Source organism: Klenkia brasiliensis (assembly GCF_900100695.1).
GTDB lineage: Bacteria > Actinomycetota > Actinomycetes > Mycobacteriales > Geodermatophilaceae > Klenkia > Klenkia brasiliensis.
In genome coordinates, this window is the sequence record NZ_FNCF01000004.1 from 400,412 (window position 1) to 424,489 (window position 24,078).

Annotated in this window: 27 protein-coding genes and 1 pseudogene; 14 read left to right on the forward strand and 14 right to left on the reverse strand. The window is 75.9% G+C overall.

All coding sequences use genetic code 11. The features are described from left to right. Window positions 1–26 precede the first annotated feature (26 nt). Window positions 27–1,172, reverse strand: a complete 1,146-nt coding sequence (locus BLT39_RS13820) for an alpha-hydroxy acid oxidase (RefSeq protein ID WP_091064191.1) — start codon at window positions 1,170–1,172, stop codon at window positions 27–29. 22 nt (window positions 1,173–1,194) lie between these two features. Between BLT39_RS13820 and BLT39_RS13825 the strand changes: the two genes are divergently transcribed. The 3 genes and pseudogenes from BLT39_RS13825 to BLT39_RS23050 all read left to right on the forward strand — a co-directional run. After that, on the forward strand, window positions 1,195–1,518 hold the full coding sequence (locus BLT39_RS13825) for an Rv2175c family DNA-binding protein (RefSeq protein WP_091064192.1): 324 nt from the start codon (window positions 1,195–1,197) through the stop codon (window positions 1,516–1,518). A gap of 20 nt (window positions 1,519–1,538) precedes the next feature. Then, window positions 1,539–1,877, forward strand: a complete 339-nt coding sequence (locus tag BLT39_RS13830; protein WP_278246993.1) for a lycopene cyclase domain-containing protein — start codon at window positions 1,539–1,541, stop codon at window positions 1,875–1,877. A 41-nt stretch (window positions 1,878–1,918) separates the two neighbouring features. Continuing rightward, window positions 1,919–2,083 (forward strand): annotated as a pseudogene (locus BLT39_RS23050) (lycopene cyclase domain-containing protein); the annotation flags it as partial. Here the strand turns inward: BLT39_RS23050 and BLT39_RS13840 are convergent. From BLT39_RS13840 to BLT39_RS13850, 3 genes are read right to left on the reverse strand one after another with little or no spacing between them, the layout of a single operon-like run. Continuing rightward, a complete protein-coding gene (locus BLT39_RS13840; RefSeq protein ID WP_207507959.1) occupies window positions 2,080–3,009 on the reverse strand; it encodes a phytoene/squalene synthase family protein in 930 nt (309 codons plus the stop codon). The pseudogene BLT39_RS23050 and the gene BLT39_RS13840 sit on opposite strands and share 4 nt — an antisense overlap. Continuing rightward, window positions 3,006–4,472, reverse strand: a complete 1,467-nt coding sequence (gene crtI / locus BLT39_RS13845; protein WP_091064202.1) for a phytoene desaturase family protein — start codon at window positions 4,470–4,472, stop codon at window positions 3,006–3,008. The genes BLT39_RS13840 and crtI overlap by 4 nt, the downstream gene beginning before the upstream one ends. Further along, the gene (locus BLT39_RS13850) at window positions 4,469–5,503 is read right to left on the reverse strand and encodes a polyprenyl synthetase family protein (protein ID WP_242658393.1); all 1,035 of its coding nucleotides are present in this window, start codon (window positions 5,501–5,503) and stop codon (window positions 4,469–4,471) included. The genes crtI and BLT39_RS13850 overlap by 4 nt, the downstream gene beginning before the upstream one ends. Before the next feature lie 203 nt (window positions 5,504–5,706). Between BLT39_RS13850 and metF the strand changes: the two genes are divergently transcribed. Further along, window positions 5,707–6,606, forward strand: coding sequence for a methylenetetrahydrofolate reductase [NAD(P)H] (gene metF, locus BLT39_RS13855; RefSeq protein ID WP_091064203.1), 900 nt, complete (start codon window positions 5,707–5,709; stop codon window positions 6,604–6,606). Here the strand turns inward: metF and BLT39_RS13860 are convergent. Next, window positions 6,564–7,199 (reverse strand): hypothetical protein, encoded by a 636-nt coding sequence (locus BLT39_RS13860; RefSeq protein ID WP_091064204.1) that lies wholly within the window; start codon window positions 7,197–7,199, stop codon window positions 6,564–6,566. The genes metF and BLT39_RS13860 overlap by 43 nt on opposite strands. Window positions 7,200–7,251: 52 nt before the next feature. On the opposite strand from BLT39_RS13860, the gene BLT39_RS13865 reads away from it, so the two are divergent. The 5 genes from BLT39_RS13865 to BLT39_RS23055 are packed head-to-tail and all read left to right on the forward strand — an operon-like array spanning window position 7,252 to window position 11,423. Then, window positions 7,252–7,728, forward strand: coding sequence for a heme-degrading domain-containing protein (locus BLT39_RS13865; RefSeq protein WP_207507961.1), 477 nt, complete (start codon window positions 7,252–7,254; stop codon window positions 7,726–7,728). Window positions 7,729–7,778: 50 nt separating this feature from the next. Continuing rightward, complete coding sequence (locus tag BLT39_RS13870) at window positions 7,779–8,876, forward strand: transcriptional regulator (RefSeq protein ID WP_242658394.1); 1,098 nt, start codon at window positions 7,779–7,781, stop codon at window positions 8,874–8,876. Continuing rightward, window positions 8,873–9,817, forward strand: a complete 945-nt coding sequence (locus BLT39_RS13875) for an ABC transporter ATP-binding protein (protein WP_091064207.1) — start codon at window positions 8,873–8,875, stop codon at window positions 9,815–9,817. Before BLT39_RS13870 ends, BLT39_RS13875 begins: the two co-directional genes overlap by 4 nt. Further along, window positions 9,814–10,626: an ABC transporter permease gene (locus BLT39_RS13880; protein ID WP_091064208.1), complete on the forward strand. Its 813-nt coding sequence runs from the start codon at window positions 9,814–9,816 to the stop codon at window positions 10,624–10,626. Before BLT39_RS13875 ends, BLT39_RS13880 begins: the two co-directional genes overlap by 4 nt. Window positions 10,627–10,640: 14 nt before the next feature. Next, complete coding sequence (locus BLT39_RS23055; RefSeq protein ID WP_091064221.1) at window positions 10,641–11,423, forward strand: hypothetical protein; 783 nt, start codon at window positions 10,641–10,643, stop codon at window positions 11,421–11,423. 7 nt (window positions 11,424–11,430) lie between these two features. Here BLT39_RS23055 and BLT39_RS13890 read toward each other — a convergent pair whose 3' ends face one another. Next, entirely contained in the window at window positions 11,431–12,237 is an 807-nt protein-coding gene (locus BLT39_RS13890) for a lipase family alpha/beta hydrolase (RefSeq protein WP_091064224.1), read from the reverse strand. A 29-nt stretch (window positions 12,238–12,266) separates the two neighbouring features. Here BLT39_RS13890 and BLT39_RS13895 point away from each other — a divergent pair, with 29 nt between their 5' ends. Together BLT39_RS13895 and BLT39_RS13900 are read left to right on the forward strand one after the other, a co-directional pair. After that, window positions 12,267–12,929: a CDP-alcohol phosphatidyltransferase family protein gene (locus BLT39_RS13895; RefSeq protein ID WP_242658395.1), complete on the forward strand. Its 663-nt coding sequence runs from the start codon at window positions 12,267–12,269 to the stop codon at window positions 12,927–12,929. Window positions 12,930–13,015: 86 nt separating this feature from the next. Continuing rightward, window positions 13,016–14,008 carry a carbohydrate kinase family protein gene (locus BLT39_RS13900; protein WP_091064227.1) on the forward strand — a complete coding sequence of 331 codons (993 nt, stop codon included), beginning with the start codon at window positions 13,016–13,018 and terminating at the stop codon, window positions 14,006–14,008. Here BLT39_RS13900 and BLT39_RS13905 read toward each other — a convergent pair. The 6 genes from BLT39_RS13905 to BLT39_RS13930 are packed head-to-tail and all read right to left on the reverse strand — an operon-like array spanning window position 13,987 to window position 19,269. Then, on the reverse strand, window positions 13,987–14,634 hold the full coding sequence (locus BLT39_RS13905; RefSeq protein WP_242658396.1) for a flavin reductase family protein: 648 nt from the start codon (window positions 14,632–14,634) through the stop codon (window positions 13,987–13,989). The genes BLT39_RS13900 and BLT39_RS13905 overlap by 22 nt on opposite strands. Continuing rightward, complete coding sequence (locus BLT39_RS13910; protein WP_242658397.1) at window positions 14,631–15,752, reverse strand: glycosyltransferase family 2 protein; 1,122 nt, start codon at window positions 15,750–15,752, stop codon at window positions 14,631–14,633. The genes BLT39_RS13905 and BLT39_RS13910 overlap by 4 nt, the downstream gene beginning before the upstream one ends. Before the next feature lie 44 nt (window positions 15,753–15,796). After that, on the reverse strand, window positions 15,797–16,570 hold the full coding sequence (locus BLT39_RS13915; RefSeq protein WP_091064228.1) for a carotenoid biosynthesis protein: 774 nt from the start codon (window positions 16,568–16,570) through the stop codon (window positions 15,797–15,799). After that, entirely contained in the window at window positions 16,567–18,168 is a 1,602-nt protein-coding gene (locus BLT39_RS13920; protein WP_091064229.1) for a phytoene desaturase family protein, read from the reverse strand. Before BLT39_RS13920 ends, BLT39_RS13915 begins: the two co-directional genes overlap by 4 nt. Then, window positions 18,168–18,731: a GNAT family N-acetyltransferase gene (locus tag BLT39_RS13925; RefSeq protein ID WP_091064230.1), complete on the reverse strand. Its 564-nt coding sequence runs from the start codon at window positions 18,729–18,731 to the stop codon at window positions 18,168–18,170. The genes BLT39_RS13920 and BLT39_RS13925 overlap by 1 nt, the downstream gene beginning before the upstream one ends. A 55-nt stretch (window positions 18,732–18,786) precedes the next feature. Next, window positions 18,787–19,269, reverse strand: coding sequence for a YbaK/EbsC family protein (locus BLT39_RS13930; RefSeq protein WP_207507963.1), 483 nt, complete (start codon window positions 19,267–19,269; stop codon window positions 18,787–18,789). Between the two features lie 80 nt (window positions 19,270–19,349). Between BLT39_RS13930 and BLT39_RS23355 the strand changes: the two genes are divergently transcribed. Further along, window positions 19,350–20,543 (forward strand): Fic family protein, encoded by a 1,194-nt coding sequence (locus tag BLT39_RS23355; protein WP_091064231.1) that lies wholly within the window; start codon window positions 19,350–19,352, stop codon window positions 20,541–20,543. Window positions 20,544–20,552: 9 nt separating this feature from the next. Here BLT39_RS23355 and BLT39_RS13940 read toward each other — a convergent pair whose 3' ends face one another. Continuing rightward, the gene (locus tag BLT39_RS13940) at window positions 20,553–21,119 is read right to left on the reverse strand and encodes a dihydrofolate reductase family protein (RefSeq protein ID WP_091064234.1); all 567 of its coding nucleotides are present in this window, start codon (window positions 21,117–21,119) and stop codon (window positions 20,553–20,555) included. A 136-nt stretch (window positions 21,120–21,255) separates the two neighbouring features. Here BLT39_RS13940 and BLT39_RS13945 point away from each other — a divergent pair, with 136 nt between their 5' ends. Both BLT39_RS13945 and BLT39_RS13950 read left to right on the forward strand, forming a co-directional pair. Continuing rightward, complete coding sequence (locus tag BLT39_RS13945; RefSeq protein WP_091064237.1) at window positions 21,256–21,948, forward strand: alpha/beta fold hydrolase; 693 nt, start codon at window positions 21,256–21,258, stop codon at window positions 21,946–21,948. Between the two features lie 46 nt (window positions 21,949–21,994). Continuing rightward, a complete protein-coding gene (locus BLT39_RS13950; RefSeq protein WP_091064240.1) occupies window positions 21,995–22,573 on the forward strand; it encodes a hypothetical protein in 579 nt (192 codons plus the stop codon). 3 nt (window positions 22,574–22,576) lie between these two features. On the opposite strand, the gene BLT39_RS13955 is transcribed toward BLT39_RS13950, so the two are convergent. Continuing rightward, a complete protein-coding gene (locus BLT39_RS13955) occupies window positions 22,577–24,040 on the reverse strand; it encodes a peptide MFS transporter (protein WP_091064243.1) in 1,464 nt (487 codons plus the stop codon). Window positions 24,041–24,078: the final 38 nt, after the last annotated feature.

The window sequence follows — 24,078 nt, forward strand, 5'->3', positions numbered from 1 at the left end:
AGCGACGCGGGGGGTGCTCGTCACCGTCACCGGGTGGTCCAGCCGTACCGGGTCACCAGGTCGGGGGTGGCCCCGGCCGGGGTCGCGACGCCGCACAGGGTCATGGTGTGCGCGAGCTCCCCGGTCAGCCCGGCGAGCACCGCGGTCACGCCGTCGGCCCCACCGCAGGTCAGCCCCCACACGGTCGGCCGGCCGAGGAACACCGCCCGGGCGCCGAGCGCCAGGGCGACCAGGGCGTCGGAGCCGGTGCGCACCCCGCCGTCGGCGTACACCTCGACGTCCCCGCCGTCCGGCCCGGTCTCGCCGCGGACGGCGTCGACCACCTCCGGCAGCGCGTGCGCGCTGGGCACCACCAGGTCGACCTGCCGCCCGCCGTGCGCCGACACCCACACCGCCGAGGCGCCGGCCTGCACGCACGCCACCGCGTCGTCGCCGCGCAGCACGCCCTTGACCACGACCGGCAGCCCGCTGAGCTCGGCGAACCGGCCGACGTCGGCGAGCACCCAGCCGGGGTCGTCGTCCGCCGCCGGCGGCGGACGGTCGTCGGGGGCGGGGTGGTTGGCCATCCGCAGCCCCGCCGGCAGCGCGAAGTCGTTGCGCAGGTCGCGGTGCCGGCGGCCCAGCACCGGCAGGTCGACGGTGAGCACGAGCGCCCGGTAGCCGGCGTCCCCGGCCCGGCGGGCCAGGTCGTCGGTGTGCGCGGGGGAGTGCTGGGCGTAGAGCTGGAACCACGCCGGCGCCCCGCCGGTCGCCGCGGCCACCTCCTCGACGGAGTGGTTGGCGCTGGTGGACACGCACATGAGCGCGCCCGCGGCCGCCGCACCCCGCGCGGTCGCCAGCTCGCCCCCGGGGTGCGCCATCGCCTGGTAGGCCCACGGGGCGACACCGACCGGGGTGGCCACCGCGCTGCCCAGCAGCGTGGTCGCCGTCGTCGCGGTCACCCCGCGCAGCACCCGGGGCCGCAGCCGCCAGGTCCGCCACGCCACCGGCGCCTCGGCCAGCGAGGTCTCCGTGCCGGCCCCGCCGGCGTAGTAGTCGACGACCGCCGGGTCGAGCACGGCGCGGGCCCGCCGCTCCAGGTCGTCGAGGTCCAGGAACGGCGGCGGCGCGGTCGGGTCGGCCGCACGGGGTACCTCGCCCGGGGCGCGGCGGCGCTGGGTCTGACCGGTCATGCACCAGACCTAAACTGATCCCGTGGAGTTCTACACCCCCCAGGACGTCGCGAAGCTGATCGGTGTGTCGCCCAACCGCGTGCGCCAGCTGGTCAACGACGGCAAGCTCCTCGCCCTCCCGGGCAGCGGCCGCAGCAAGATCCCCGTCGACGTCATCCAGGACGGCGAGGTGCTGCGCCACCTGCCGGGCCTGCTGACCCTGCTGCACGACGGCGGGTTCTCCGAGCAGGAGGCCTTCGACTGGCTCTTCCGCGAGGACGAGTCGCTGCCGGGCACCCCGATCCAGGCGCTGCGCGACGACCGGCACACCGAGGTCACCCGCCGCGCCCAGGCGCTGGCGTTCTGAGCCACGTCACGTACCTCGGCCTGCTCGCCGGGGTGCTGGTGGTGACCGCCCCGCTGGAGCTGGTGCTGCACGTGCGGGTCTACCCGCGGTGGCGCCGGCTGCTGGTGGCGGTCGCCCCGGAGTTCGTGGTCTTCGTGACCTGGGTGCTCTACGCCATCCACCAGGGCCACTGGGACTACAGCCCCGTCTACACCACCGGCGTGCGGCTGCCCGGCGGCATCCCGGTGGAGGAGGTGCTCTTCTTCCTCGTCGTCCCGCTGGCCTCGGTGCTGGCGCTGGAGGCGGTGCGGAAGGTCACCGGCTGGGACGCCGGCTACCCCGCCGAGGAAGCAGAGGCACCGGGGAGGGCGGCGCGGTGAGCTACAGCGCGCTGGCCGTCACCGCCGTCGTCGTCGTCCTGGTGCTGGACCTGGCCGTCTACCGCACCCGGATGGTGCTCCGGAAGGCGTACTGGACCGCCTACGCGATCATCGTGTTCTTCCAGCTGCTGATGAACGGCGTGCTGACCGGCCTGGGCGTGGTCACCTACGACCCGGGCACGATCTGGGGCCCGCGGATCGCCTACGCCCCGGTCGAGGACCTGCTCTTCGGCTGGGCGATGGTCACCCTCACCCTGGCCAGCTGGGCGGCGGTCAACCGGCGGGCGAACACCGCCAGGCGGCGCGGCTTGCCCACCGACACCCGGCCGTCGAGCACCCGGTAGTCGACCTTCTCGATCTCCCGCAGGATGCCGCCGTAGAGGTCGGTGGCCGCGCGCACGCAGTCGCGCGACTCCGGGGCGAGCATCGGGGTGCCGGGCGCGGCGTCGTCGTACCGGCGCCGGACGAGGTCGACCATCTCCCGCATCAGCGCGGTGAAGCCCGGGGTGTGCCGGCGCTGCGCCAGCTGCTCGCGGGTGACCCCGTGCGCGGCCATCATGTCCGCCGGCAGGTACACCCGGCCGCGGTCGACGTCCTCGGCGACGTCGCGCAGGAAGTTGGTCAGCTGGAAGGCCTCGCCCAGCGCGATGGCGTGCGGGGCGGCCTCCTCGCGGGCCACGCCCGCAGCCGTCCCGAGCACGGGCAGGACCTGCAGCCCGATGACCGAGGCCGAGCCCCACATGTACCGGTCCAGCGCGGCGAGGTCGGCGTACCCGGTGACGTCGAGGTCGCTGGTCATCGCGGCGAGGAAGTCGACCAGGTGCTCGCGCGGGATGTCGTAGCGGCGCACGGTGTCGGCCAGCGCCAGCCGCACGGGGTCGTCGGAGTGCCCGGTCTCCACGGCGTCCAGCGCGTCCCGCGACCAGGCCAGCAGCTCGGCCTCGGGGTCGCGGCCGGGCTCGTCGGCGCCGACGTCGACGATGTCGTCGGCCACCCGGGCCGCGGCGTAGAGGGCGTGGATGGCCTGCCGGCGGTCGGGGGTGAGCAGCCGGGTGGCCAGGAAGTAGGACTTGCCGTGCTCGGCCGCGATCGCCCGGCACCGGGCGTAGGCGGCCTCCAGCTGCGGGGTCATCCGGTGATCCGCTGCGCGGCCAGCCGGCCGCTGACCAGCACCATCGGGACGCCGACACCCGGCTGCACGCCCGAGCCGGCCAGGACCACGTTCTCCGGCCCGCCCCGGGGGTAGGTCGAGGGCCGGAACGGACCGGTCTGCCCGAAGGTGTGCGCGAGCGCGAACGGGGTGCCCGCGGCCATGCCCTGGGCGGCCCAGTCGGCGGGGGTGATGAGCTCCTCGACCTCGATCGCGCCGGACAGGCCGGTCCAGCCCCGCCGCTCCATGGCCTGCAGCACCTCCTCGCGGTAGCGCGGGGCCAGCGTGGGCCAGTCGATGTCCGGCGCCAGGTCCAGGTTCGGGGTCGGCGCCACGATGCTCAGCACCTGGCCGCCCTCGGGGGCCAGCGTGCGGTCGGTGCGGCTGGGCATCGACACCAGCAGGCTGGGGTCGCTCATCGGCCGGCCGGTGACGGTCAGCTCCTCGAACACCTGCTCCCACGCCGCGCCGAAGGTGATGGTGTGGTGCGCCTGGCCGGCCATCTCGTCGCGCACGCCGACGTGGATGGCCACGCAGCTGGGCGAGTACGTCGGCTTCCGGCGCCGGCGCAGCGGCACCAGCAGGTCGGCCTGGTCGGCGGTGACGACGACGGCGTCGGCGGGCAGCAGCTCGCCGTCGGCCAGCCGGACGCCGTGCGCCCGGCCGCCGCGCAGGTCCAGCGAGGCGACCGCGGTGCCGTAGCGGAACACCACGCCGGCGTCGGCGGCGGCCGCGGCCAGCGCGGCGGGGACGGCGTGGATGCCGCCGACCGGGTGCCAGACGCCCTTGCCGATGTCGAGCTCGGCGATCACGGCGTAGGCGGCGATGGCCCGGAACGGGGAGACCCCGGCGTAGAGGGCCTGGAAGCTGAACAGCCGGCGCAGCCGCTCGTCGGTGAAGAACCTGTCCACGTGCGGGGCGAGCCGGCCGAACCCGCCCTTGCGGGCCAGCTCCAGCAGGGGGCGGCCGAGCAGGTCCAGCGGGGTGTCCAGGTTGCGGTCGATGAAGACGTCCCACTGCAGGGCGTCCAGCTCGCGCAGGTGGGCCAGGTAGCGGGTGACCTCCGCGCCGGCACCGGGTCCGCAGACGCGCTCGGCCTCGGCGGCGAAGGCGGCGGGGTCGGCGTGCACGTCGATGGTCGAGCCGTCGGCGTACTGCGCGCGGTAGGTGGTCTCCAAGGGCAGCAGCTCGAGGCGGTCCTCCAGCGTCTCCCCGACGCAGGCCAGCGCGTCGCGGACCAGTCCGGGGGCGGTGAGCACCGAGGGGCCGGTGTCCAGCGCGTAGCCCGAGCGCTCGACCCGGCCGGCGCGGCCGCCGGGGTCGGGGCCGCGCTCCACGACGGTCACCTCGCGGCCGGCGCCGCGCAGCCGCAGCGCGGCCGACAGCCCGGCCAGGCCGGCGCCGACCACCACGACCCGGTCGGTGGGTCCGGGGACGGTCCTCACGTGGTGCGGGTGGTGGCGGCGACGGCGAGGGCGTCCAGCGCCGTGCGGGCCTCGTCGGTGACCGGGGCCTCGGCGATGGCCTCGCGCGCGGCCGTGGTCTGCGTGCTGATCCGGTCCTCGACCTGCTGCAGGGCGCCGGTGCCGCGCATCAGGTCGCGCACGGCGTCCAGCTGGTCGGGGGTGGAGCCCGGGTCGCCGAGCACGTCGCGCAGCAGGGCCCGGCCGGCGTCGTCGGCGGCCTGCTCGGCGAGGGCGACGAGCAGGGTCTGCTTGCCCTCGCGGAGGTCCTCGTCGGCGGACTTGCCGGTGACGGCGGGGTCGCCGAACACGCCGAGGACGTCGTCGCGCAGCTGGAAGGCCTCGCCCAGCGGCAGCGCGATGCCGGTGTAGGCCTCGAGGACCTCGGGGCCGGCGTCGGCGATGGCCGCGCCCAGGTGCAGCGGGCGCTGCACGGTGTAGCCGGCGCTCTTGTACCGGGCGACCTTGAGGGCGCCGTCGGGGCCGGGCAGGCCGCCGGCGGCCCGCAGCAGGTCCAGGTACTGCCCGGCGGTGACCTCGGTGCGCATGGTGTCCCAGACCGGGCGGGCGCGACCCAGGGCCTCGGCGGAGATGCCCGAGCGGCGCAGCAGCTCGTCGGACCAGACCAGGGCCAGGTCGCCGACCAGGATGGCCGCGCCGGTGCCGAACAGGGCGGGGTCGCCCGTCAGCCCGCGGTCGCCGTGCCGACCGGCGAAGCCGACGTGGGTGGCGGGCCGGCTGCGCCGGGTGGTGGCGGCGTCCATGACGTCGTCGTGGACCAGGGCGGACCCGTGCACGAACTCCAGCGCGGCCACGGCGCGCAGCACGGCGGCCTCGTCCTCGGGGTGCGCGGTGGCGACCGCGCGCCAGCCCCAGTACGCGAAGGCGGGGCGCAGCCGCTTGCCGCCCTCGGCCACCGCGGCCACCTCGTCGACGACCGGGACCAGCTCGTCGTCCATGCCCGAGAGCACGCCGCGCTTCTCGGCGAGGAAGGCGTCCAGGGCCTCGCTCACCGCCCCGCGGAGCCGCTCGAGGTGGGCCACATCGGTGGAAACCGCCTGGTCAGCGCTGTTTGCGCTGGTGGGGTCGGCTGATCGGGTCCCTGCGGTCACGGACCGAGTATGCCCGCCCCCCTGGACACGGGCACGCCAAGATCGCGACGGGGTGCCGCAGGTCGCACCCGCGGGGGCGGCGCGGTTCCGTACCGTGTGCGGTCGTGACCGGCACCGTGCGCGAGCTGCTCCAGCAGGGGCAGCCCACCTGGTCCTTCGAGTTCTTCCCGCCCAAGAGCCCGGCCGGCGAGGAGCAGCTGTGGACGGCGCTGCGCGAGCTGGAGCGGCTCGCGCCCTCCTTCGTGTCGGTGACCTACGGCGCGGGCGGGTCGACCCGCGAGGGCACCCTCGCGGTCACCGAGCGGATCGCCACCGACACCACGATGCTGCCGCTGGCCCACCTCACCGCGGTCGACCACTCCGTCGCCGAGCTGCGCAACGTGGTCGCCCGGCTGGCCGCCGCGGGGGTCACCAACGTCATGGCGCTGCGCGGCGACCCGCCGGGCGCGGACCCGCAGGCCGACTGGACCGCGCACCCCGAGGGGCTGTCCTACGCCGCGGAGCTGGTGGAGCTCGTCCGGGGCATGGGTGAGTTCTGCGTGGGCGTCGCCGCGTTCCCCGAGACCCACCCCCGGTCGCCGGACCCGGAGACCGACGCCGACATGTTCGTGGCCAAGTGCCGGGCGGGTGCGGACTTCGCCATCACCCAGATGTTCTTCCAGGTCGAGGACTACCTCCGGCTGCGCGACCGGGTGTCCGCCCGTGGCTGCGACGTCCCGCTGCTGGCCGGGGTCATGCCGGTGACCAGCCCCCGGCAGATCGCCCGCATCGTCCAGCTCTCCGGCCAGGCGTTCCCGGCCCCGCTCGCCGAGCGCTTCGAGGCCGTCGTCGACGCCTCGCCCGAGGTGCAGCGGGAACTGGGGGTGGACGTGGCCACGGAGATGTGCGCGCAGCTGCTGGCCGAGGGCGTCCCCGGCATCCACTTCATCACCATGAACAGGTCCACGGCGACCCGCGAGGTCTACGGGCGGCTGTCCCCGGTCAGCGCCGCGTCGGCCTCCTGAGCCGCGCGGCGCAGGGCCACCCGCTCGGCCCGGTAGCCGCCGAGCACGCCGACCACCGGGAGGTTCGACAGCGCCCGCGCACCCAGGTTCCCCTTCGGCCGGGCGTCGAGGGCGTCGTCGATGCGGGCGAGGGTGCGGGCCACCCGCCACAGGGTGCGGGCCGCGCCGGCCGCACCGCGCCGCCGGTCCTTCTCGCCGAGGACCTCGTCGGCGTAGGCGCCGCGCTGCCGCTGCAGCAGCGGGGTGACCTGCTCGGGGGTCAACGGGCGGTCCAGCAGCACCCGGGCCAGCAGCGCCACCCGGCGGGCCGGGTCGTCGACGCCGTGCTCGGCGGCCACGCCCAGCACGACGAGTGACTGGATGCCGGCGCCGACGGCGTTCTGCAGCGGCAGCAGGTCGGCGAGCTTCCCGGCGAAGCGGGGGGCGGCCGAGCCGACCGCGACCACCCGGCCCGCCGTCTCGGCCCACCACTGCGCCCGCTCCGCGCGGGGGAGCGCCGGGGGCCGGTCGAACCGGGTGACCACGGGCGACCACAGCCGGTCGACCCGGCGGAGGACGTCGACCACGACGGCGTCGGAGACGGGGGGCGCCATGCCCCGGGACAGTAGGGGCGGAGCTGTGCGCCCGCTCTGCGACGATCCGTGCGTGAGCGACGACGTGCAGGCCCTGATCACCCGGGTGCAGGAGCAGGAGCGCCGCCTGGTGCTGCCCGGCTTCACCCACGACGACGCCTGGGCGCTGGGCACCCTGCTGGTCGGGATGGCCCGGGAGCGCGGGCTGCCGGTCACCGTGGACATCACCCGCGGCCAGCAGCAGCTCTTCCACGCCGCGCTCGAGGGCACCGCCGCGCACAACGACGTGTGGATCGCCCGCAAGGTGGCCACCGTCCGCGAGCTGGGGACGTCGTCCTTCCTCGCCGGGCTGCAGGCCCGCGCCCGCGGTGAGGTCTTCGAGGACGCGCCCTGGATCGACGCCGCCCGGATGGCCGGGCACGGCGGCGCGTTCCCGATCACCGTGGCCGGCGCGGGCGTCGTCGGCACCCTCACCGTGTCCGGCCTGCCGCAGGCCGAGGACCACGCGCTGGCCGTCGAGGCGCTGGAGGCGTTCCTCGCCCAGCTGTGAGGAGTGTTTGAAAAGGGCAGCACCGGCGTGCACGCACGTACGGTGGGCCGATGCTCCGACGACGCTGGCGCTGGGCCGTGGTGGCCCTCGGCCTCGCCGTCCTGGTCTCCCTCCCCGCGCTGGTCGAGGCACTGCCGGCCGCCGACCGCGACGTCTCCGCGGGTGAGCTGCGCGAGCGGGTGCTCGCCAGCGACGACGTCGCCTTCTCCGGCTACGCCATCTCCACCGGCGGGCTGACCCTGCCGGTGTCCGACGCGCTGACCGGGGTGGCCGACCTGCTGTCGGACCAGACCTCGCTGCGCGCCTGGTACCGCGGCGCAGACGACTGGCGCGTCGACGTGGTCACCGCGACCGGCGAGACCGGCACGCACCGCGACGCCACCGGCACCTGGACCTGGGACTACGCCGACCAGGCCGCCAGCCGCGGCACGCTGCCCCCGCTGGCCCTGCCCACCGCGCCCGACCTGCTGCCCAGCGCGCTGGGCCGTCGGCTGCTGTCGGAGGCCACCGACGACGAGCTGTCCCGGATCGCGCCGGCCCGGGTGGCCGGCGTCGACGCCCCGGGCCTGCGCTACACCCCGGCCGACACCGCCGCGTCGGTCTCGGCCGTCGACGTCTGGGTGGACCCGGGCACCGGGCTGCCGCTGCGGGTCGTCGTCCGGGGCGGGGACACGACCACCCCGGCGCTGGACACCCGCTTCCTGGACCTGTCCCTGGCCACCCCGGATGCGTCGACCACCGACTTCCGGCCGCCGCCCGGGGCCGACATCCGCTCCGACCAGGACCTCACCGACGTCGACCTGGGCCGCCAGGAGCGCGCCGACCTGCCCGCGACCCTGGCCGACCTGGGGCGGCGCGGGTTCGACGGCGTGCCCGAGCAGATCGGCGTCTACGGGTCGGGCATCACCGTGCTCGCTGTCAGCGCGCTGCCCGGCCGCGCCGCCGCCGCGCTGCGCGACCAGCTCGCCGCCACCCCCGGCGCGGTCACCGACGACCTCGGCGTCCGGATCGCGGCCGGCCCGCTGGCCCTGATGGTGGCCGGCACCAGCACCCGGGACGGCGGCACCGGCACCTACCTGCTCGCCGGCACGGTCACCCTCGACGCGCTGGCCACCGCCGCGCGCCAGATCCAGGAGGCAGCCTCGTGAACGGGACCGTCATCGCCACCGCGGGGTTGCGCAAGGCCTACGGGGCGGTGCGGGCCGTCGACGGCATCGACCTCGACGTCCGGGCCGGTGACGTCTACGGCTTCCTCGGCGCCAACGGGTCGGGCAAGACGACCACGGTGCGGATGCTGCTGGGCCTGGTGCTGCCCACCTCGGGCACCGTCGAGGTGCTCGGCCGCCCCATCCCCAAGGCGGGCCGGGAGGTGCTGCCCCGGGTGGGCGCGCTCATCGAGGGCCCCGCGGCGTACCCGCACCTGTCGGCGTCGGCGAACCTGTCGCTGATGGACGCCGCCGGGCCGGGCGGTGCCCGCCGCGGGCGCCGGCAGCGGATCGCCGAGGTGCTGGACCAGGTCGGCCTGGGCGGGGTCGGCAAGCGGCAGGTCCGCGGGTTCTCCCTGGGCATGCGGCAGCGGCTGGGCCTGGCCGGGGCGCTGCTGCGCCGGCCCGACCTGCTCATCCTGGACGAGCCGACCAACGGCCTGGACCCGCAGGGCATCCACGAGATCCGCACCCTGCTGCTGGACCTCAACCGCACGGGGACGACGGTCTTCCTCTCCAGCCACCTGCTCGCCGAGATCGAGCAGCTGGCCACCCGGGTCGGCGTGCTGGACCGCGGCCGGATGGTGCTGCAGGACGACCTGGCCACCCTCACCGCGCCCACCGGCGCCACGGTGGTGCGCACGCCCGACCCGGCGCGGGCGGTCCGCGAGCTCGGCGACCGGGTGCTGTCCGCCGACGGGGAGCGGCTCGTGGTGCGGGGCAGCGAGCCGGCCGAGGTCAACGCCGTCCTGGTGGGGGCCGGGGTGCCCGTCTCGGGCCTGGCGCTGGACCGGCCCACGCTGGAGGACGTCGTCCTCGCCGCCGCGGCCGGCTCCGGGGACCGGGTGCCGGTCGGCACGACCGTGTCGGGTGCCGCCGCGTGATCGGCGTCGAGCTCCGCAAGCTGTTCCGCCGTCCGCGCACCTGGATCACCATCGCGCTGCTGAACGCGCTGCCGGTGCTGGTCGCCGTGCTGCTGAAGGTCACCGACCTGGCGCCGCGGCCGGGGGAGGGGCCGGCGTTCCTGTCCGCCGTCCTCACCAACGGCACGCTGTACCCGCTGGCCGCGCTGGCCATCGTGCTGCCGCTGTTCCTGCCCATCGCGGTCGCCGTCGTGGCCGGCGACGCCGTGGCCGGCGAGGCGCAGGGCGGCACGCTGCGCTACCTGCTGGCCCGCCCGGCCGGCCGCACCCGGCTGCTGGTGGCCAAGCTGGTCGCGGTGATCGCGTTCGTGCTGGTCACGGTGGTGATCGTGGCCGCGGTCGGCTACGTCGTGGGGACGGCGCTGTTCGAGGTGCAGTCCCTGGGCGCCACCACCGGCATCTCGGGGACGTCGCTGACCCCGGAGCAGGTGGCCGGCCGCACGCTGCTCTCGATCGGCTACATCACGGTCTCGATGCTGGGCGTGGCGGCGTTCGCGCTGTTCTTCTCCACCCTCACCGACTCCCCGCAGCTGGCCACCCTCGGCGCGCTGGCGGTGCTCATCGGCTCCTCGCTGCTGTTCACCCTGGACGCGGCCTCGGACATCGCGCCCTACCTGCCCACCCGGTACTGGCTGAGCTTCGTCGACTTCTTCCGCGAGCCGATCCTGTGGCGCAACATCACCCGCGGGCTGGGCCTGCAGGCGGTGTACGTCGTCGTCCTGCTGGGGGCGGCGTGGGCGAACTTCACCACCAAGGACGTCACCTCCTGATCTAGCGTGACCGGGTGCGGATCAGCCCGGCGGAGCTCGACGCGGTGGTGGCCGGGACGGTCGACCTGGCCTTCCGGCGGTGGGACCGGCCGCGGGTGCTGCCCGGTACCCGGATGCGCACCCGGGTGGGCCTGGTGGAGGTCACGTCCGTGGACGTGGTGGACCCGCAGGGCCTGACCGAGGACGACGCCCGCCGGGCCGGCGCCCGCGACCTGGCCGCCCTGCAGCGGGGGCTGGCTCTGCACGCGGACCGCCCGGTGCACCGGGTCGGCATCCGGTTCGCCGGCGAGGACCCCCGCGCGGTGCTGCGCCGCACCGTGCCCACCGACGACGAGGTCGCCGCGCTGCAGGCCCGCCTGGACCGGCTGGACCGCGCGTCGTCGACCGGCCCCTGGACGGCGGCCGCGCTGGCGATCATCGACGCGCACCCCGAGCGCCGGGCACCGGAGCTCGCCGAGGAGCTGGGCCGGCCGACGCCGGAGTTCAAGCGCGACGTCCGCAAGCTCAAGGAGCTCGGGCTGACCGAGTCCCTGGACATCGGCTACCGGCTCTCCGCGCGCGGCGGGGCCGTGGTGGACGCCGCCCTGCGCGCCGCGGGCCGGCCGGTGCCCGAGCGCACTCCGCCGCCCGCGGGCACGCCGTTGCCCAGCCTGGGCGCCCCAGCCACCCGGGCGCTGCGGGCCGCCGGGCTGACCACCCTGGAAGCCGTCGCCGCCGTCCCGGAGGAGGAGCTGCTGGCGCTGCACGGCGTCGGCCCGATCGCCCTCGCCAGGCTCCGGACCGCGCTGGGTCGCTGACCCCGGGTCAGGAGGACAAGCGGGCGCAGTCGGCCGGGCCGAGCTCGACCGGCTGCCCCGACGCCAGCTCGGCCACCACGATGCCCTGCACCAGCGGGTCGGTGGGCAGCTGGCCGTGGCCCACGGTGCTGTCGGCGCACACCGACTGCACCGTGAGGTTCAGCGCGCCGTCCAGGCGGGCGGAGTCCGGCGGGGTGACCGTCTGGTCGTCCTGGGTCCAGACCGACACCCAGGTCGGCCCGGTGGGGGTCTCGTCGCCGGCGTTGAGCCGCCGCAGCAGGTCGCTGCTCGTCTCCAGCTGCTGGCACGCCGTCGGGCACTGGTCAGGCGCCAGCGAGCCGGCGAGGTCGGCGACGGTCGTGCCGTGGTGCGGCGAGCCCAGGGTGAGGATGCGCCGGGCCTGCGCGGCGCCGCCGTCGGCGGCCCACAGCCGGGCGACGACGCCGCCGGCCGAGTAGCCCACCACGTCGACGGTGGAGGCACCGGTGCGGGCGAGCGCGGCATCCACCGCCTGGCCCAGCACCTCCGCCGAGGCCTCGAGGTCACCGGTGCCGTCCCCGGGGACCGGCACCACGGTGGCGTCCCGGCCGGCCGCGGTCAGCACGTCGGCCAGCGCCTGCAGGCCCGTCGTCGACCCGCCGTAGCCGGGCACCAGCAGGACCGGGCCGGGGTCGGCCTGGCTGACCGGCACGGGCGCGTCGGTCGTCAGCCGGGGCACCAGGACCGCCGCCGCCACGGCCAGTGCGCCCACGAGCAGTGCGGCGAGCAGGCCGAGGACCAGGCGGCGGCGAGCGGGGGACAGTCCGGCGAGCACGCCTCCACTGTCCCTGGTGGACTGGGGTCGTGTCGCCGTACCTGACCCGGGAGGAGTACTTCGACGCCTGGGCCCGCTGGCACGGGGGCACCGACCCCCGCGCCTCGCCCGTCGTGCGCGGGTGGCTGACCCTCGCGCACACCCTCGCCCGCCCCCTCGCCGGGCTGTCCCCGACGGTGGTGACGGTCGTCGGCCTGCTGGTGGCCTGCGCCGCCGTCGGCCCGGCCGCGGCGGGTGGCTGGTGGCTGGTCCCGGCGGGGTTGCTGGTGGGCCTGTCCGGCCTGCTGGACTCCCTCGACGGTGCGCTGGCCATCGCCGGTGGCCGGGCCACCCGCCGCGGCTACGTGCTGGACTCCGCGGTCGACCGGCTCACCGAGGTCGGGTACGCCCTCGCGCTGTGGCTGGCGGGCGCGCCGGGGTGGCTGGCGGTGGCCTTCGGTGCGCTGTGCTGGTTCCCCGACTACCTGCGCGCGCGGGCCGGGCAGGCCGGCGTCGACGAGACCGGCGCGATCTCGGTCTGGGAGCGGCCGACCCGGGTGGCGATGACCGGGATGACCCTCGGCGGGGCAGGTGTGGTGTCCGGCCTGGACCTCGACGTGGTGGTCGTGGTGGCCGGGACGGCGGTCGGTGCCCTCCTCGGGCTGGTCGGCTCGGCGCAGCTGGCCCGCCAGCTCCGCCGGGCACTGGGGTGAGCAGCGCCGTTACGCTCGGGTGAACCCCGGGTGGCCTCCGTGCCGAACACCGGGTCCTGCTCGTCGAAGCCCCCTGGAGCGCCACCGTGTCCGTCGCCGTGACCGGTTCGATCGCCACCGACCACCTGATGACCTTCCCCGGCTCGTTCAGCGAGCAGTTCGTCGAGGGCCAGATGGAGAACGTCTCGCTGTCCTTCCTGGTCGACGACCTGGTGCAGCACCGGGGCGGGGCCGGGGCGAACATGGCCTACGGCATGGGCCTGCTGGGGCTCACCCCGGTCCTGGTCGGGTCGGTCGGCAGCGACTTCGACGACTACGACGCCTGGCTGCAGCGCCACGGCGTGGACACCAAGTCCGTCCGGTGGTCCGACGTCAAGCACACCGCCCGGTTCACCTGCACCACCGACGTCGGCGGCAAACAGATCGCGTCGTTCTACTCCGGCGCGATGGCCGAGGCCTCGATGATCGAGCTCGCCCCGGTGGCCGCGCGGGTCGGGTCGCTGGACCTGGTGATCATCGGCCCGAACGACCCCACCGCGATGGTCCGGCACACCGAGGAGTGCCGGGAGCGCGGCTACCGGTTCATGGCCGACCCCTCCCAGCAGCTGGCCTGGGCCGACGGCGAGATGATCCGCAGCCTGGTCGACGGCGCGGACCTGCTGTTCACCAACGAGTACGAGGCCGCACTGCTCAAGCAGAAGACCGGCTGGACCCACGAGGAGGTCCTCGGCCGGGTCGGCACCTGGGTGACCACCCGCGCGGCCAACGGCGTCCGGGTCGAGCAGACCGGGGCCGAGACCATCGAGGTCATCGCCGTCCCGGAGACCAAGCCGGTCGAGCCCACCGGCGGTGGCGACGCGCTGCGCGCGGGGTTCGTCGCCGCCCGCCAGTGGGGCCTGGGCCTGGAGCGGGCCACCCAGGTGGGCTCGGCGGTGGCCACCGCCGCCGTCGAGGTGGTCGGCACCCAGGAGTACGACCTGCCCCGGGAGTCGTTCCTGGAGCGGTTCGCGCTGGCCTTCGGTGCCGACGCCGCCGACGAGGTGGCCCCGCACCTGCCTCAGTCGCCGCGCAGCGCCTGACCGATCGAGGGGTCGGCCTGCCAGTCGCTGTAGGGGATCCGGCGGATCTCCTTCAGCTCGCCGATGGTCGACCACTCGTTGCCGCCCAGCCGCGCCAGCGGCCGCAGCGCCTCGATGCGCGGCCGGCCGTCGCGCACCGCGTCGGCGTGCGCGCTGACGTGCACCACCCGGCCGAACACCACGGTGGAGTCGCCGAGGGACAGCGTGCCGTGCAGCCGGCACTCCAGGGTGACCGGGCTGGCGGCGACCCGCTTGACCCCCACCACGTCGCTGTCCTCCAGCACGACGCCGGTGTGCTCGGCCTCGTCCTCCTCCGGCGGGAAGTCGGTGCTGGTGGCGTTGACCTGCTCGAACAGCTCCTCCGGCGTGACGCTGATGGTGAACTCACCCGTGGCCTCGACGTTGGTCAGGCTGTCCTTGCGCCCCACGCTGGTGAACTGCACGACGGGCGGGTCGACGCACGCCACCGTGTAGAAGGAGTGCGGGGCCAGGTTGTGCACGCCGTCGGCCGAGCGGGTGCAGACCCAGGCGATCGGCCGCGGGACGACGACGGAGTTCATCACCCGGTAGAAGGCCGAGGGGTCCATCTCGGCGGGGTCGAAGGAGGTGCGCTCGTGTGCGGTCACCGGGTCAGTGTGCGGCCCCGCCAGTGCAGCGTCCCGCGGGCGTGGCCCAGCACCGAGCGCACCAGCAGCAGGTCCAGCGCGAGCACGCCGAGCGGGTGGGCCAGGGCGTCGGGCCACACCCGGCCACCGGTGCGCGCCGCGGTGACCGCCCGCCCGGCGACCCCGGCGGCGTAGCCCACCAGCCCGGCCCGGCCCCCGGCCAGCGGCGGCAGCACCCACACCGCGGCCAGCGCCGCGCCGGCGGCCAGGCTCCCGGCCGGGGAACCACCCAGCGCCGACCAGAGCGACTTCTCGTACCCGGCGGCCAGCTCACCCCACCCGGCGTACATCCGGGTGTCCGCCAGCTGCGACCCGTCGGCGACCACGCCGCGCCCACCGGACCGTTTGACCGCCCGCAGCAGCGCGATGTCCTCCAGCACCTCACCGCGCACCGCGCCGTGCCCGCCGGCCCGCTCGTAGCCGGCCCGCCGCAGGGCGAGGAACTGCCCGTTGGCGGCCGCCATCGACGGCCGGCCGGGTCGCTCGGCCAGCCGCAGCGGCAGGGTGGTGGCCCACAGCCACTGCTGCAGCGGCTGCACCAGGCGCTCGCCCCGGGTGAGCGCGAGCTGGCGGGGCCAGGGCGAGACCAGGTCGAGGTCGTGCTGCTCGAGCAGCGCGACGGCGGCGGCCACCGCGTGCGGGGCGAGCCGGACGTCGGCGTCCACGAACACCAGCACGTCGACGTCCGCGGCGTCGGCGGCGCCCTGCGCGCAGGCGTTCGGCTTGCCCAGCCAGCCCGGGCCGGGCGGGTCGGCGGTGAGCACCCGGGCGCCGTGCGCGGCGGCGACCGCGGCGGTGCCGTCGCCGGAGCCGTCGTCCACGACCACGACCTCGAGCCGGGGGACGCCGGTCTGCGCAGCCAGTGCGTCCAGGCACCCGCCGAGCTGGTGCGCCTCGTCCCGCGCGGGGACGACGACCCGCACCCGCGCGGAGGTGGCGGGCGGGTGGGCCGGCGGGGTGCGCAGCAGGACGGCGTTGAGCGCGGCGTGGGCGGCGAGCGCGACGGAGGTGCCGGCCAGCACCCGCACCGCCGTCCGCCCCCGCTGCCGCCGTTGCCGCCGCTGTCCGTCGGGCGTCACCTGACGGCCATGGCCCGCTCCGCGGCGGTTCCGGGCCATCACCGTCAGGTGACGCCGGCGGGACGGCGGGCGGCGCGGGCGCGGAGCGCGCGGCGGACGAGCACGACGAGCACCGGGGCGCTGAGCAGCACCCCCCACACGGCCGAGCCGGGCAGGCCCAGCCAGCCGGCGTGGGCCAGCGCGCCGCCCAGCACCATCCAGGCCAGCGCGACGAGCGGGGCGGAGTCGGGCAGCGCCGCGGGCCGGCCGGCGACCAGCAGGTCCAGCAGCGTCATCAGCACCAGCCCCGCGACCAGCCAGCCGCCCAGGTTGGTCAGCGGGACCGTGTCGATGCCGGGCAGGCCGGGGGTGGGGTGCGCCCAGGTCCAGTACCCGGCCTGCACCAGCTGGGGGTCCAGCACGACGTCCCAGGCCGCGAAGACGTAGGCGGCCACCGCGATGCGGCCACCCCGGTGCGCGGGCACGAGCCGGCGGGCCAGCAGCCAGCTGGGCCAGACCATCATCAGCCAGGCCAGCGGCACCAGGGACGGCACACCCAGCAGGGTGGGGCCCAGCGCGTCGGAGTAGCGGTAGCTCCCGTAGGGGAACCCGGTGGCCAGCCCGACGGACTCGAACACCACCGAGACGAGCACCGTCAGGCCCGCGACGGACAGCCCGGTGCGCCACCCGCGGGAGAGCCCGGCGTGCACCACGGTGAGCGCCGAGCCCAGCAGCACGATGGTCCAGCTGACCGCGTCGCGGGCGCCGCCGGCGGTGAGCGGGTAGGCGATCGCGGTGGCCAGCAGCGCCGCGGTGAGCACCCAGGGTGCGCGGGTCACCGGCGCAGCAGGCGGCGCAGGGCGGCGGTCCGGCCACCGCGGTCGGCCAGCACCACCCGGGCCGCCGTCCGGCCGCTGTTGCCGCTGACCCCGCCGCCCGGGTGGGTGGACGCACCGGTGAGGTACAGCCCGGGCAGGCCCGGCACGCGGTGGCCCGACAGCGCCGGGGTGGGCCGGAAGGCGAACATCGAGGCCAGCGACATCTCGACGTGCATGACGTTGCCGCGCGGCAGCCGCAGCTCCTGCTCCAGCTTCAGGGGCGTCTGGATGTACAGCGACTGCACCGAGTCGGCGAAACCGGGGGCGAACCGGTCGACGGCGGCGACCAGCCGGCCGGCCTCGGACTCGGCGATCGCGTCCCAGTTGCGGCCGTCGCCGAGCCGGTAGGGGTACCACTGGCCCCAGATCGTCACCACGTGCTGCCCGGGCGGGGCGAGGGTGTCGTCGCTGGCCGAGAAGCTCATCGCCAGCGGGACCGGCTCGCGCGGAAGATCGCCGGCCTGCCAGTCGCCGTGTGCCCGGGCGAGCACGGCGCGGTCGGTGCACAGCAGTTGCAGTCCCTGCAACGAGTCGGCCGGGTCGACGCCGGGGTAGGCCGGCAGCGCGTCGGTGAGGCAGCGGACGACCAGGCCGAACCCGTTGCCCAGCGGCGGGTCGGCGTCGCGCAGCGCGGGCGGGGCGTGCTCCCCGGCGATCGCCCGGGTGGCCCCGACGTGGCAGGCGGCGACCACGGTGGAGGCGGTGATCCGGCGTCCGGACTCCAGGACGACGCCGGCCGTGCGGCCGTCCTCGACCAGCAGCGAGGCGGCGCCGTCGCCGAGGGTGACCCGACCGCCGTGCGCCTCGAGCTTGCGGCGCAGCGCCGCGGTCAGCCCGCCCGAGCCCCCGACCGGGTGCCCGGGCGGGGTGGTGTGCAGCAGCGCCGCCCAGCCGACCATCGCCGCGGTGCCCGGCTCGGACATCGGGGGTCCCGACTGCGCGCCGAACCAGGCCAGGGCCGCCTTGAGCCGCTCGCTGGTGAACCAGCGGTCCAGCAGTGCGTCGCCCGAACCCAGGAAGTCGGTGGCCAGGTCGCCCCCGGACACCCGGGGCCGGCCCTTGGCCGGGGCGCCCAGCGGCCACAGGTGGCGGGCGAGACGACCGGGGCTCGGCCGGTCGCCGAAGGCCTGCACCACCCGTGCGCTGCGGGGGCCCCACACCTCGACGAACCGGCGGTAGGCGGCGGCGTCGGCCGGGCCGCAGGCCGCCTCGATCGAGGCGCAGGTGGCGTCGAGGTCGACGGAGAAGACCAGCGGCCGGCCGTCGGGCCCGTCGCTGCCCGGGTCGGGGGCGGGTGCGAAGCCCCACGGGTCGCAGTCGACGTAGCGCAGGCCGTGCGCGGCGAGGTCGAGCTCCTCGACGACGCCCGAGTGCCGGACGATGACGTGCGCGCTGGAGCCGCGGTCGACCCGCACGCCGGGCCAACGCTCGACGGTGGACACCGCGCCGCCGAGCACGTCGTCGGCCTCCACGACCTCGACGTCCAGCCCGGCGACCGCCAGGTGGCAGGCGGCGACCAGGCCGTTGTGCCCGGAGCCGACGACGACGACGTCGGCCACTAGGCCGGGGTCCCGAGCGGCAGGCGGGCGCCGAGGATGGCGAAGGGGCGGGCGTCGCCCGGGAAGTGGTGGTTGCGCGCCAGGTCGACGAACCCGTCGGCCCGGTAGAGCCGGAAGGCCTTGGTGTCGGAGTCCGGGGTCGACAGCAGCGCCGCCGGGTAGGGCAGGTCGCGGACGAGGGCGTGCAGCAGCTGCCGGCCCAGGCCCTGGCTCTGGTGGTCGGGGTCGACGTGCAGCTCGCACACCTCGAAGCCGCCGGGCAGCCAGCGCTTGGCGGTGCGCCGGTCGAGGGCGTGCCGGACCTGGTCGTGCCACCACTGGCCGGGCGCGACCAGGTACCCGTAGCCGAAGCCGACCAGGTGCTCGCCGTCCGGACCGGAGGCGAAGGCGCCCACGGCGCGGAAGCCCTGCCGCTCGGTGTGCTGCACCGCGTACCCGTACCGGCCGGCGACGACGGAGTCGCCGTAGCCCATGGCCCGGCCGTAGATGGCCAGCGCCTCGTGCAGGTGCTCGCGCATCCACGCGGTGGGCAGCTCGGTCACCCGGGTCGTCGGTGCGGTCATGCTGCGGGCTCCGGCATGGACCGATCCTCCCACTGACGCGCCTGCGGCGGGTCCCTCAGCCGGCGTCGACCTCGGCGGCCGTGCCGGCGGTGATCCGCAGCAGCTCGTCGTAGGTGGTGGGGAAGACCGCGTGGGGGTGCCCGGCGGCGGCCCAGACCTGCGGGAAGCGGGCCAGGGTGATGTCGACCAGGGTGCCGACCGGCTCGGGGTGGCCCACCGGCGCCACCCCGCCGATGGCCTGGCCGGTGTGCTCGCGGACGAAGGCGGCGGTGGCCTTGCGCAGCTCGGGGACGCCGAGCAGCCCGGCCACCTTGGCGGTGTCCACCCGGTGCGCACCGCTGGTGAGCACCAGCACGGGGTTGCCCGCGACCTCGAAGACCAGGCTGCTGGCGATCGCGCCGACCTCGACGCCGAGGGCGTCCGCGGCCTCCCGGGCGGTGCGCGCGCTCTCGGCCAGGTGCACCACCTCGCCGGTCACCCCGGCGTCCCGCAGGACCTGCTGCACGTGGGCCACCATCGGGTGCTCGGTCGAGGTCACGTGCCCGATCGTCGCACCCGGGTGAGAACCTCCCCGAGCATCGTTCGCACTTGTGCCACAAGTGCGAATAAGATCGACGTGTGTTCGCGGATGATGCCGGCTGGCCCGCCATCGGCAGTCGGGAGGTGCCGTGGCGGCCCGGGCTGCCCGACGACGTCGTACCCCGCGCGGTCCGGCTGCGGCACGCCGGCCCCTACCGGGCTGCGGTCGTGCCCACGATCGCAGCCCGGGTCCCGGCCGTCCGGGCCGGTGTGCTCCGCGCCGCGGAGGACGCGGCCGCCGAGGTAGCCCGCTTCGACACCCGGATGGGGGCGGAGGTCGCCCCCTTCGCCGCCGTCCTGCTGCGCACCGAGTCGGCGTCGTCCTCGCGCATCGAGCAGCTGACCTCCGGGGCACGAGCGATCGCCGTCGCCGAGATCGGGTCGCCGTCCACGCGCAACGCCGAGGCCGTGGTGGGCAACGTCGCCGCCATGCGTGCGGCCCTCGACCTCTCCGACGAGCCGACGCCCGGCGCCGTGCTCGCGATGCACGAGGCCCTGCTGCGGGACACCGAACCCGCGATCGCCGGGCGCTGGCGGGACGAGCAGGTGTGGGTGGGGGGCACGTCCTACGGTCCCCACGAGGCCGAGTACGTCGCGCCGGTCGCGGACGACGTGCCGGGGCTGGTGGCCGACCTCCTCCGGTTCGCGGTCCGCACGGACGTCGCACCGCTGGTGCTGGCAGCCGTGGCGCACGCGCAGTTCGAGACCATCCACCCCTTCCCGGACGGCAACGGCCGCACGGGCCGGGCCCTGGTGCACTCGCTCCTGCGCCACCACGGGGTCACCCGGGCGGTCACCGTGCCCGTGTCGGCCGGGCTGCTGGTGGACGTGGAGGGGTACTTCGACGCGCTGACCGCCTACCGCCTCGGCGAGCTCGAACCCGTCGTCGAGGCGTTCACCGCCGGCACGCTCGCCGCGATCACCAACGCCACGCAGCTCGTGGAGCAGCTCAGGGCGGTGCGGGCCGGGTGGACGGGGACCGTCCGCGCACGGTCCGACGCCGCTGCGTGGCGGCTGGCGGACCTGCTCGTCCGCCAGCCGGTGGTGGACGCCGGCGTCGTCGCGCGCGAGCTCGGCATCCCGGCCCAGAACGTGCCGCGCGCCCTGGCGCCGCTGGAGGCCGCCGGGGTGGTCACCGAGTTCACCGGCCGGCGCCGCAACCGCATGTGGCAGGCCGGGGAGGTGCTCGAGGCCCTGGACGCCTTCGCGGCCCGGGCCGGCCGGCGACGCTGACCACGCCGGTCAGGTGCGCCGGACCCGGTACCGGGTGAGGACGACGCCGCCGCGGAACCGCCGCTCCTCCAGCAGCCCCAGTCGCAGGTCGACGCCCTCGGGGAACAGTCGGCGGCCCCGGCCCAGCACCACCGGGTAGGTGAACAGCCGCAGCTCGTCGACCAGGCCCTGCCGCAGCAGGTCGTGCCCCAGCGCGATGCTGCCGGTGAGCACGACGTCGGCACCGTCGGCCTCCTGCAGGCGCCGGATCTCCCCGGCCAGGCGGTCGCCGCCGCGCAGCACGGTGGTGCCGGCCCAGCCCGGGTCGGTGAGCGTCGTGGACACCACGTACTTCTGCACCCGCTCCAGGTGTGCGGTCACGCCCGTGCGGTCGTCGCGCTGGTGCGGCCAGAAGCCACGCATCTCCTCGAAGGTGGTCCGGCCGCACAGGAAGGTGTCCGACCCGGCGGCGAGCTCGGCGGTGGCCGCGGCCAGCTCCCGGCCCTCGGCGGTCTCGGCGGTGACGTCGAACCAGCTCTGCTCGTTGTCCACCACGCCGTCCAGGGTGATGTTCTGGGTGATCACGATTGGTCGCACGGGTCCTCCTCGTCGTCGTCCCTGGGAGGACCGGCGGGGCCGGTCGGACTCATCGCTCGCGCACGGCCGGGTCGTGTGCGAGGTTCCGTGTGCGCCGGGTCACCTCCCGGCGCCCGAACCCATCCCGGGAGTTGCCGTGCCCCAGCCCGTCGTCCTCGTCCACGGAGCGTTCCTCGGTGCCTGGGCCTGGGACGCCGTCGTCGCCGAGCTCGCCGACCGCGGCATCACCGCGACCGCGGTGGACCTGGCCAGCCGGGGCCAGTCCGGTGACCTCGCCGCCGACGCCGAGGTGGTGCGCACCGCCGTCCGCGCGGCCGGGACCGGCGTCGTGCTGGTCGGGCAGTCCTACGGCGGGATGGTGATCACCGAGGCGTCGGCCGGGCTCGCCGAGGTCGGCCACCTGGTCTACGTCTGCGCGGCGCTGCCCGACGACGGCGACTCGGTGTCCTCGCTGATGGCCACCGACCCGCACCCGACCACGCTCGGTGAGGGGATCCGGCCCGACGTCGACGGCACCCTGGCCACCCTGGACCCCGACACGGCCCGCGCCCTGCCCGGCCACGACGTGCCCCAGGACGTGTGGGACGCCGCGGTGCCCCGGATGGGCCGGCACCAGATGGGCACCTTCGGCGAGGCGGCCACCGCGCTCGGTTGGCGCGAGCACCCCAGCACCTACGTGGTCACCACGCAGGACACGGTCTTCAGCCCCGACCTGCAGCGCACCATGGCCGCCCGCGCGGGCTCGGTCGTGGAGGTCGAGAGCTCGCACTTCCCGATGCTGTCCCGCCCGGCCGAGCTCGCCGAGGCCATCGCCCGCGTGGCGGGCTGAGCAACCCGGTGGACGCACCCGGCCGCGCTGCGGCAGGGTGCGCCGCATGTGGTCGCAGGCCTTCGGCGCCGAGGAGGACGGGCAGCGCCCGGTCTGGCAGCCGCCGGACAACGAGGTCCCGGTCGGGGTGCCGCTGGCCGCGCTGCTCGCCCGCACCGACGACGTCGCCGTGGCGCTGACCGGGGCGCAGGTCTACTCCACGGGCGTCGCCCTCGACCTCGTCGTCACGACCCGGTCGGCGGCCGAGGAGCTGCACGAGCACGTCTTCGGCGGTCGGCGCGGCCGGGGCCCGCTGCTGGGGGTCCAGTTCGCCGACGGCCGGCGCGGGAGCCTGCACGGGGAGGGCGGCGACGTGCTGCTCACCAGCCGCGGCGGGGGCGGCGGCGGGCGGAGCGTGCAGCAGGGCCTCTGGCTGCACCCGGTCCCGCCGGCCGGTCCGCTGTCCGTCGTCGTCCTGGCGCCGGGGCTCGGGATCGACGAGACCCGCACCGGGCTGGACGGCGGGCCGTTAGCCGCCGCGGTGCGCGACGTGGTCGAGCTCTGGCCGTGGGAGCCCGAGGACGCCGCGCCGGGCCTGGTCGAGCCCGATCTCGACCTGCCCGAGGGCAGCTGGTTCCGGGCCTGAGGGTCAGCGGACCCCGGACATCAGCCGCCGGATCGCCGGGGTCGCCAGCGCCAGGACCACCCCGAGGACGACGGCGACGCCGCCGAGGGTGCCGAAGTAGGCGGTCTGCGTCGAGGGGTCGTACTCCCCGGCGAAGACCCCGGCCAGCGAGGTGCCGATGGCGGTGGAGAGGAACCACAGCGCGACCATCTGGGTGCGGTAGGCCGCGGGCGCGAGCTTGGTGGACAGCGACAGCCCCACCGGTGACAGCAGCAGCTCGGCGACGGTGAACACCAGCAGGATGCCGACCAGGCCCAGCAGCGGCGCCCCGCCCGGGCCGTCGCCGGCCATCGGCAGGAACAGCAGGAACGCCACACCCATGATCGCGGTGCCCGCGGCGAACTTGACCGGCGTCGAGGGTTGGCGGGGCCCCAGGCGGGTCCACAGCGCGGCGAACGCACCGGACAGCAGGATGATGAAGACTGGGTTGATCGACTGCACCCAGGACGCGGGCACCGTCCAGCCGAACAGGTCGCGGTCGAGCTGGGAGTCCGCGTACAGCGCCACCACCGTGGACTGCTGCTGGTACAGCGACCAGAACGCGACACTGGCGACGAACATCGGGATGAAGGCCAGCACCCGCCGGCGCTCGGTCCGGTCGACCCGCGCGCTGCGCAGCAGCTGCACGAAGTAGCCGGCCGAGACCACCACGCAGACCCACACCACGACGGTGGCCAGCCGGTCGGCGCGCAGCACCCCGGTGAGCGCGAGGGCGAGGAGGAGCAGGACGCCGACGACGGCACCGGCCACCCACCGCGGGCGCTGGTCCGCAGGCAGCGGCGAGGGCACCTCGCGGCCGGTCCCGGCCAGCCCCCGGCGGCCCCAGGCGTACTGGGCCAGGCCCGCGGCCATGCCGACGGCGGCCAGCCCGAACCCGAGGTGGAAGCCCACGGCGGACTGCGCCAGCCCGGTCAGGAGCGGGCCGACGAGGGCGCCGACGTTGATGCCGAGGTAGAAGACGGAGAAGCCCGCGTCCCGACGGTCGTCGCCGTCGGCGTAGAGCAGCCCGACCAGGGTGGTGGCGGTGGCCTTGACCCCGCCGCTGCCCAGCGCGATGAGCACCAGACCGACCCCGACGCCGAGCAGACCGGGCAGCAGGGACAGCGCGACGTGGCCGGCCATGACGACGACGGCCGACCAGAACAGCACCCGCTCCGGCCCGGCCAGCCGGTCGGAGACCCAGCCGCCGACGATGGTGGACAGGTAGACCGTGCCGCCGTAGGCGCCCACGATGCTGGCCGCGGTGGAGGTGCTGATGGCCAGGCCGCCGTCGGCCGCCGAGTAGGAGAGGTAGTACAGCAGGATCGCCTGCATGCCGTAGAAGCTGAACCGCTCCCACATCTCGACGCCGAACAGGTGCGCCAGGCCGCGGGGCTGGCCGAGGAAGGTCGCCTCGGGTGCGCGGGTGCCGGGAGATGCGGTTGCCACGCCCAACCATCCTGCACCTGGACGGTCGGCCGTGCACG

Excerpts from the sequence above, each read along its gene's own strand:
- BLT39_RS13950 (WP_091064240.1), top strand. The coding sequence starts at position 21,995 with ATGTGGTCGCAGGCCTTCGGCGCCGAGGAGGACGGGCAGCGCCCGGTC.
- BLT39_RS13870 (WP_242658394.1), top strand. The coding sequence starts at position 7,779 with ATGCTCCGACGACGCTGGCGCTGGGCCGTGGTGGCCCTCGGCCTCGCC.
- BLT39_RS13820 (WP_091064191.1), bottom strand. The coding sequence starts at position 1,172 with ATGACCGGTCAGACCCAGCGCCGCCGCGCCCCGGGCGAGGTACCCCGT.
- BLT39_RS13925 (WP_091064230.1), bottom strand. The coding sequence starts at position 18,731 with ATGACCGCACCGACGACCCGGGTGACCGAGCTGCCCACCGCGTGGATG.
- BLT39_RS13840 (WP_207507959.1), bottom strand. The coding sequence starts at position 3,009 with ATGACCCCGCAGCTGGAGGCCGCCTACGCCCGGTGCCGGGCGATCGCG.
- BLT39_RS13860 (WP_091064204.1), bottom strand. The coding sequence starts at position 7,199 with ATGGCGCCCCCCGTCTCCGACGCCGTCGTGGTCGACGTCCTCCGCCGG.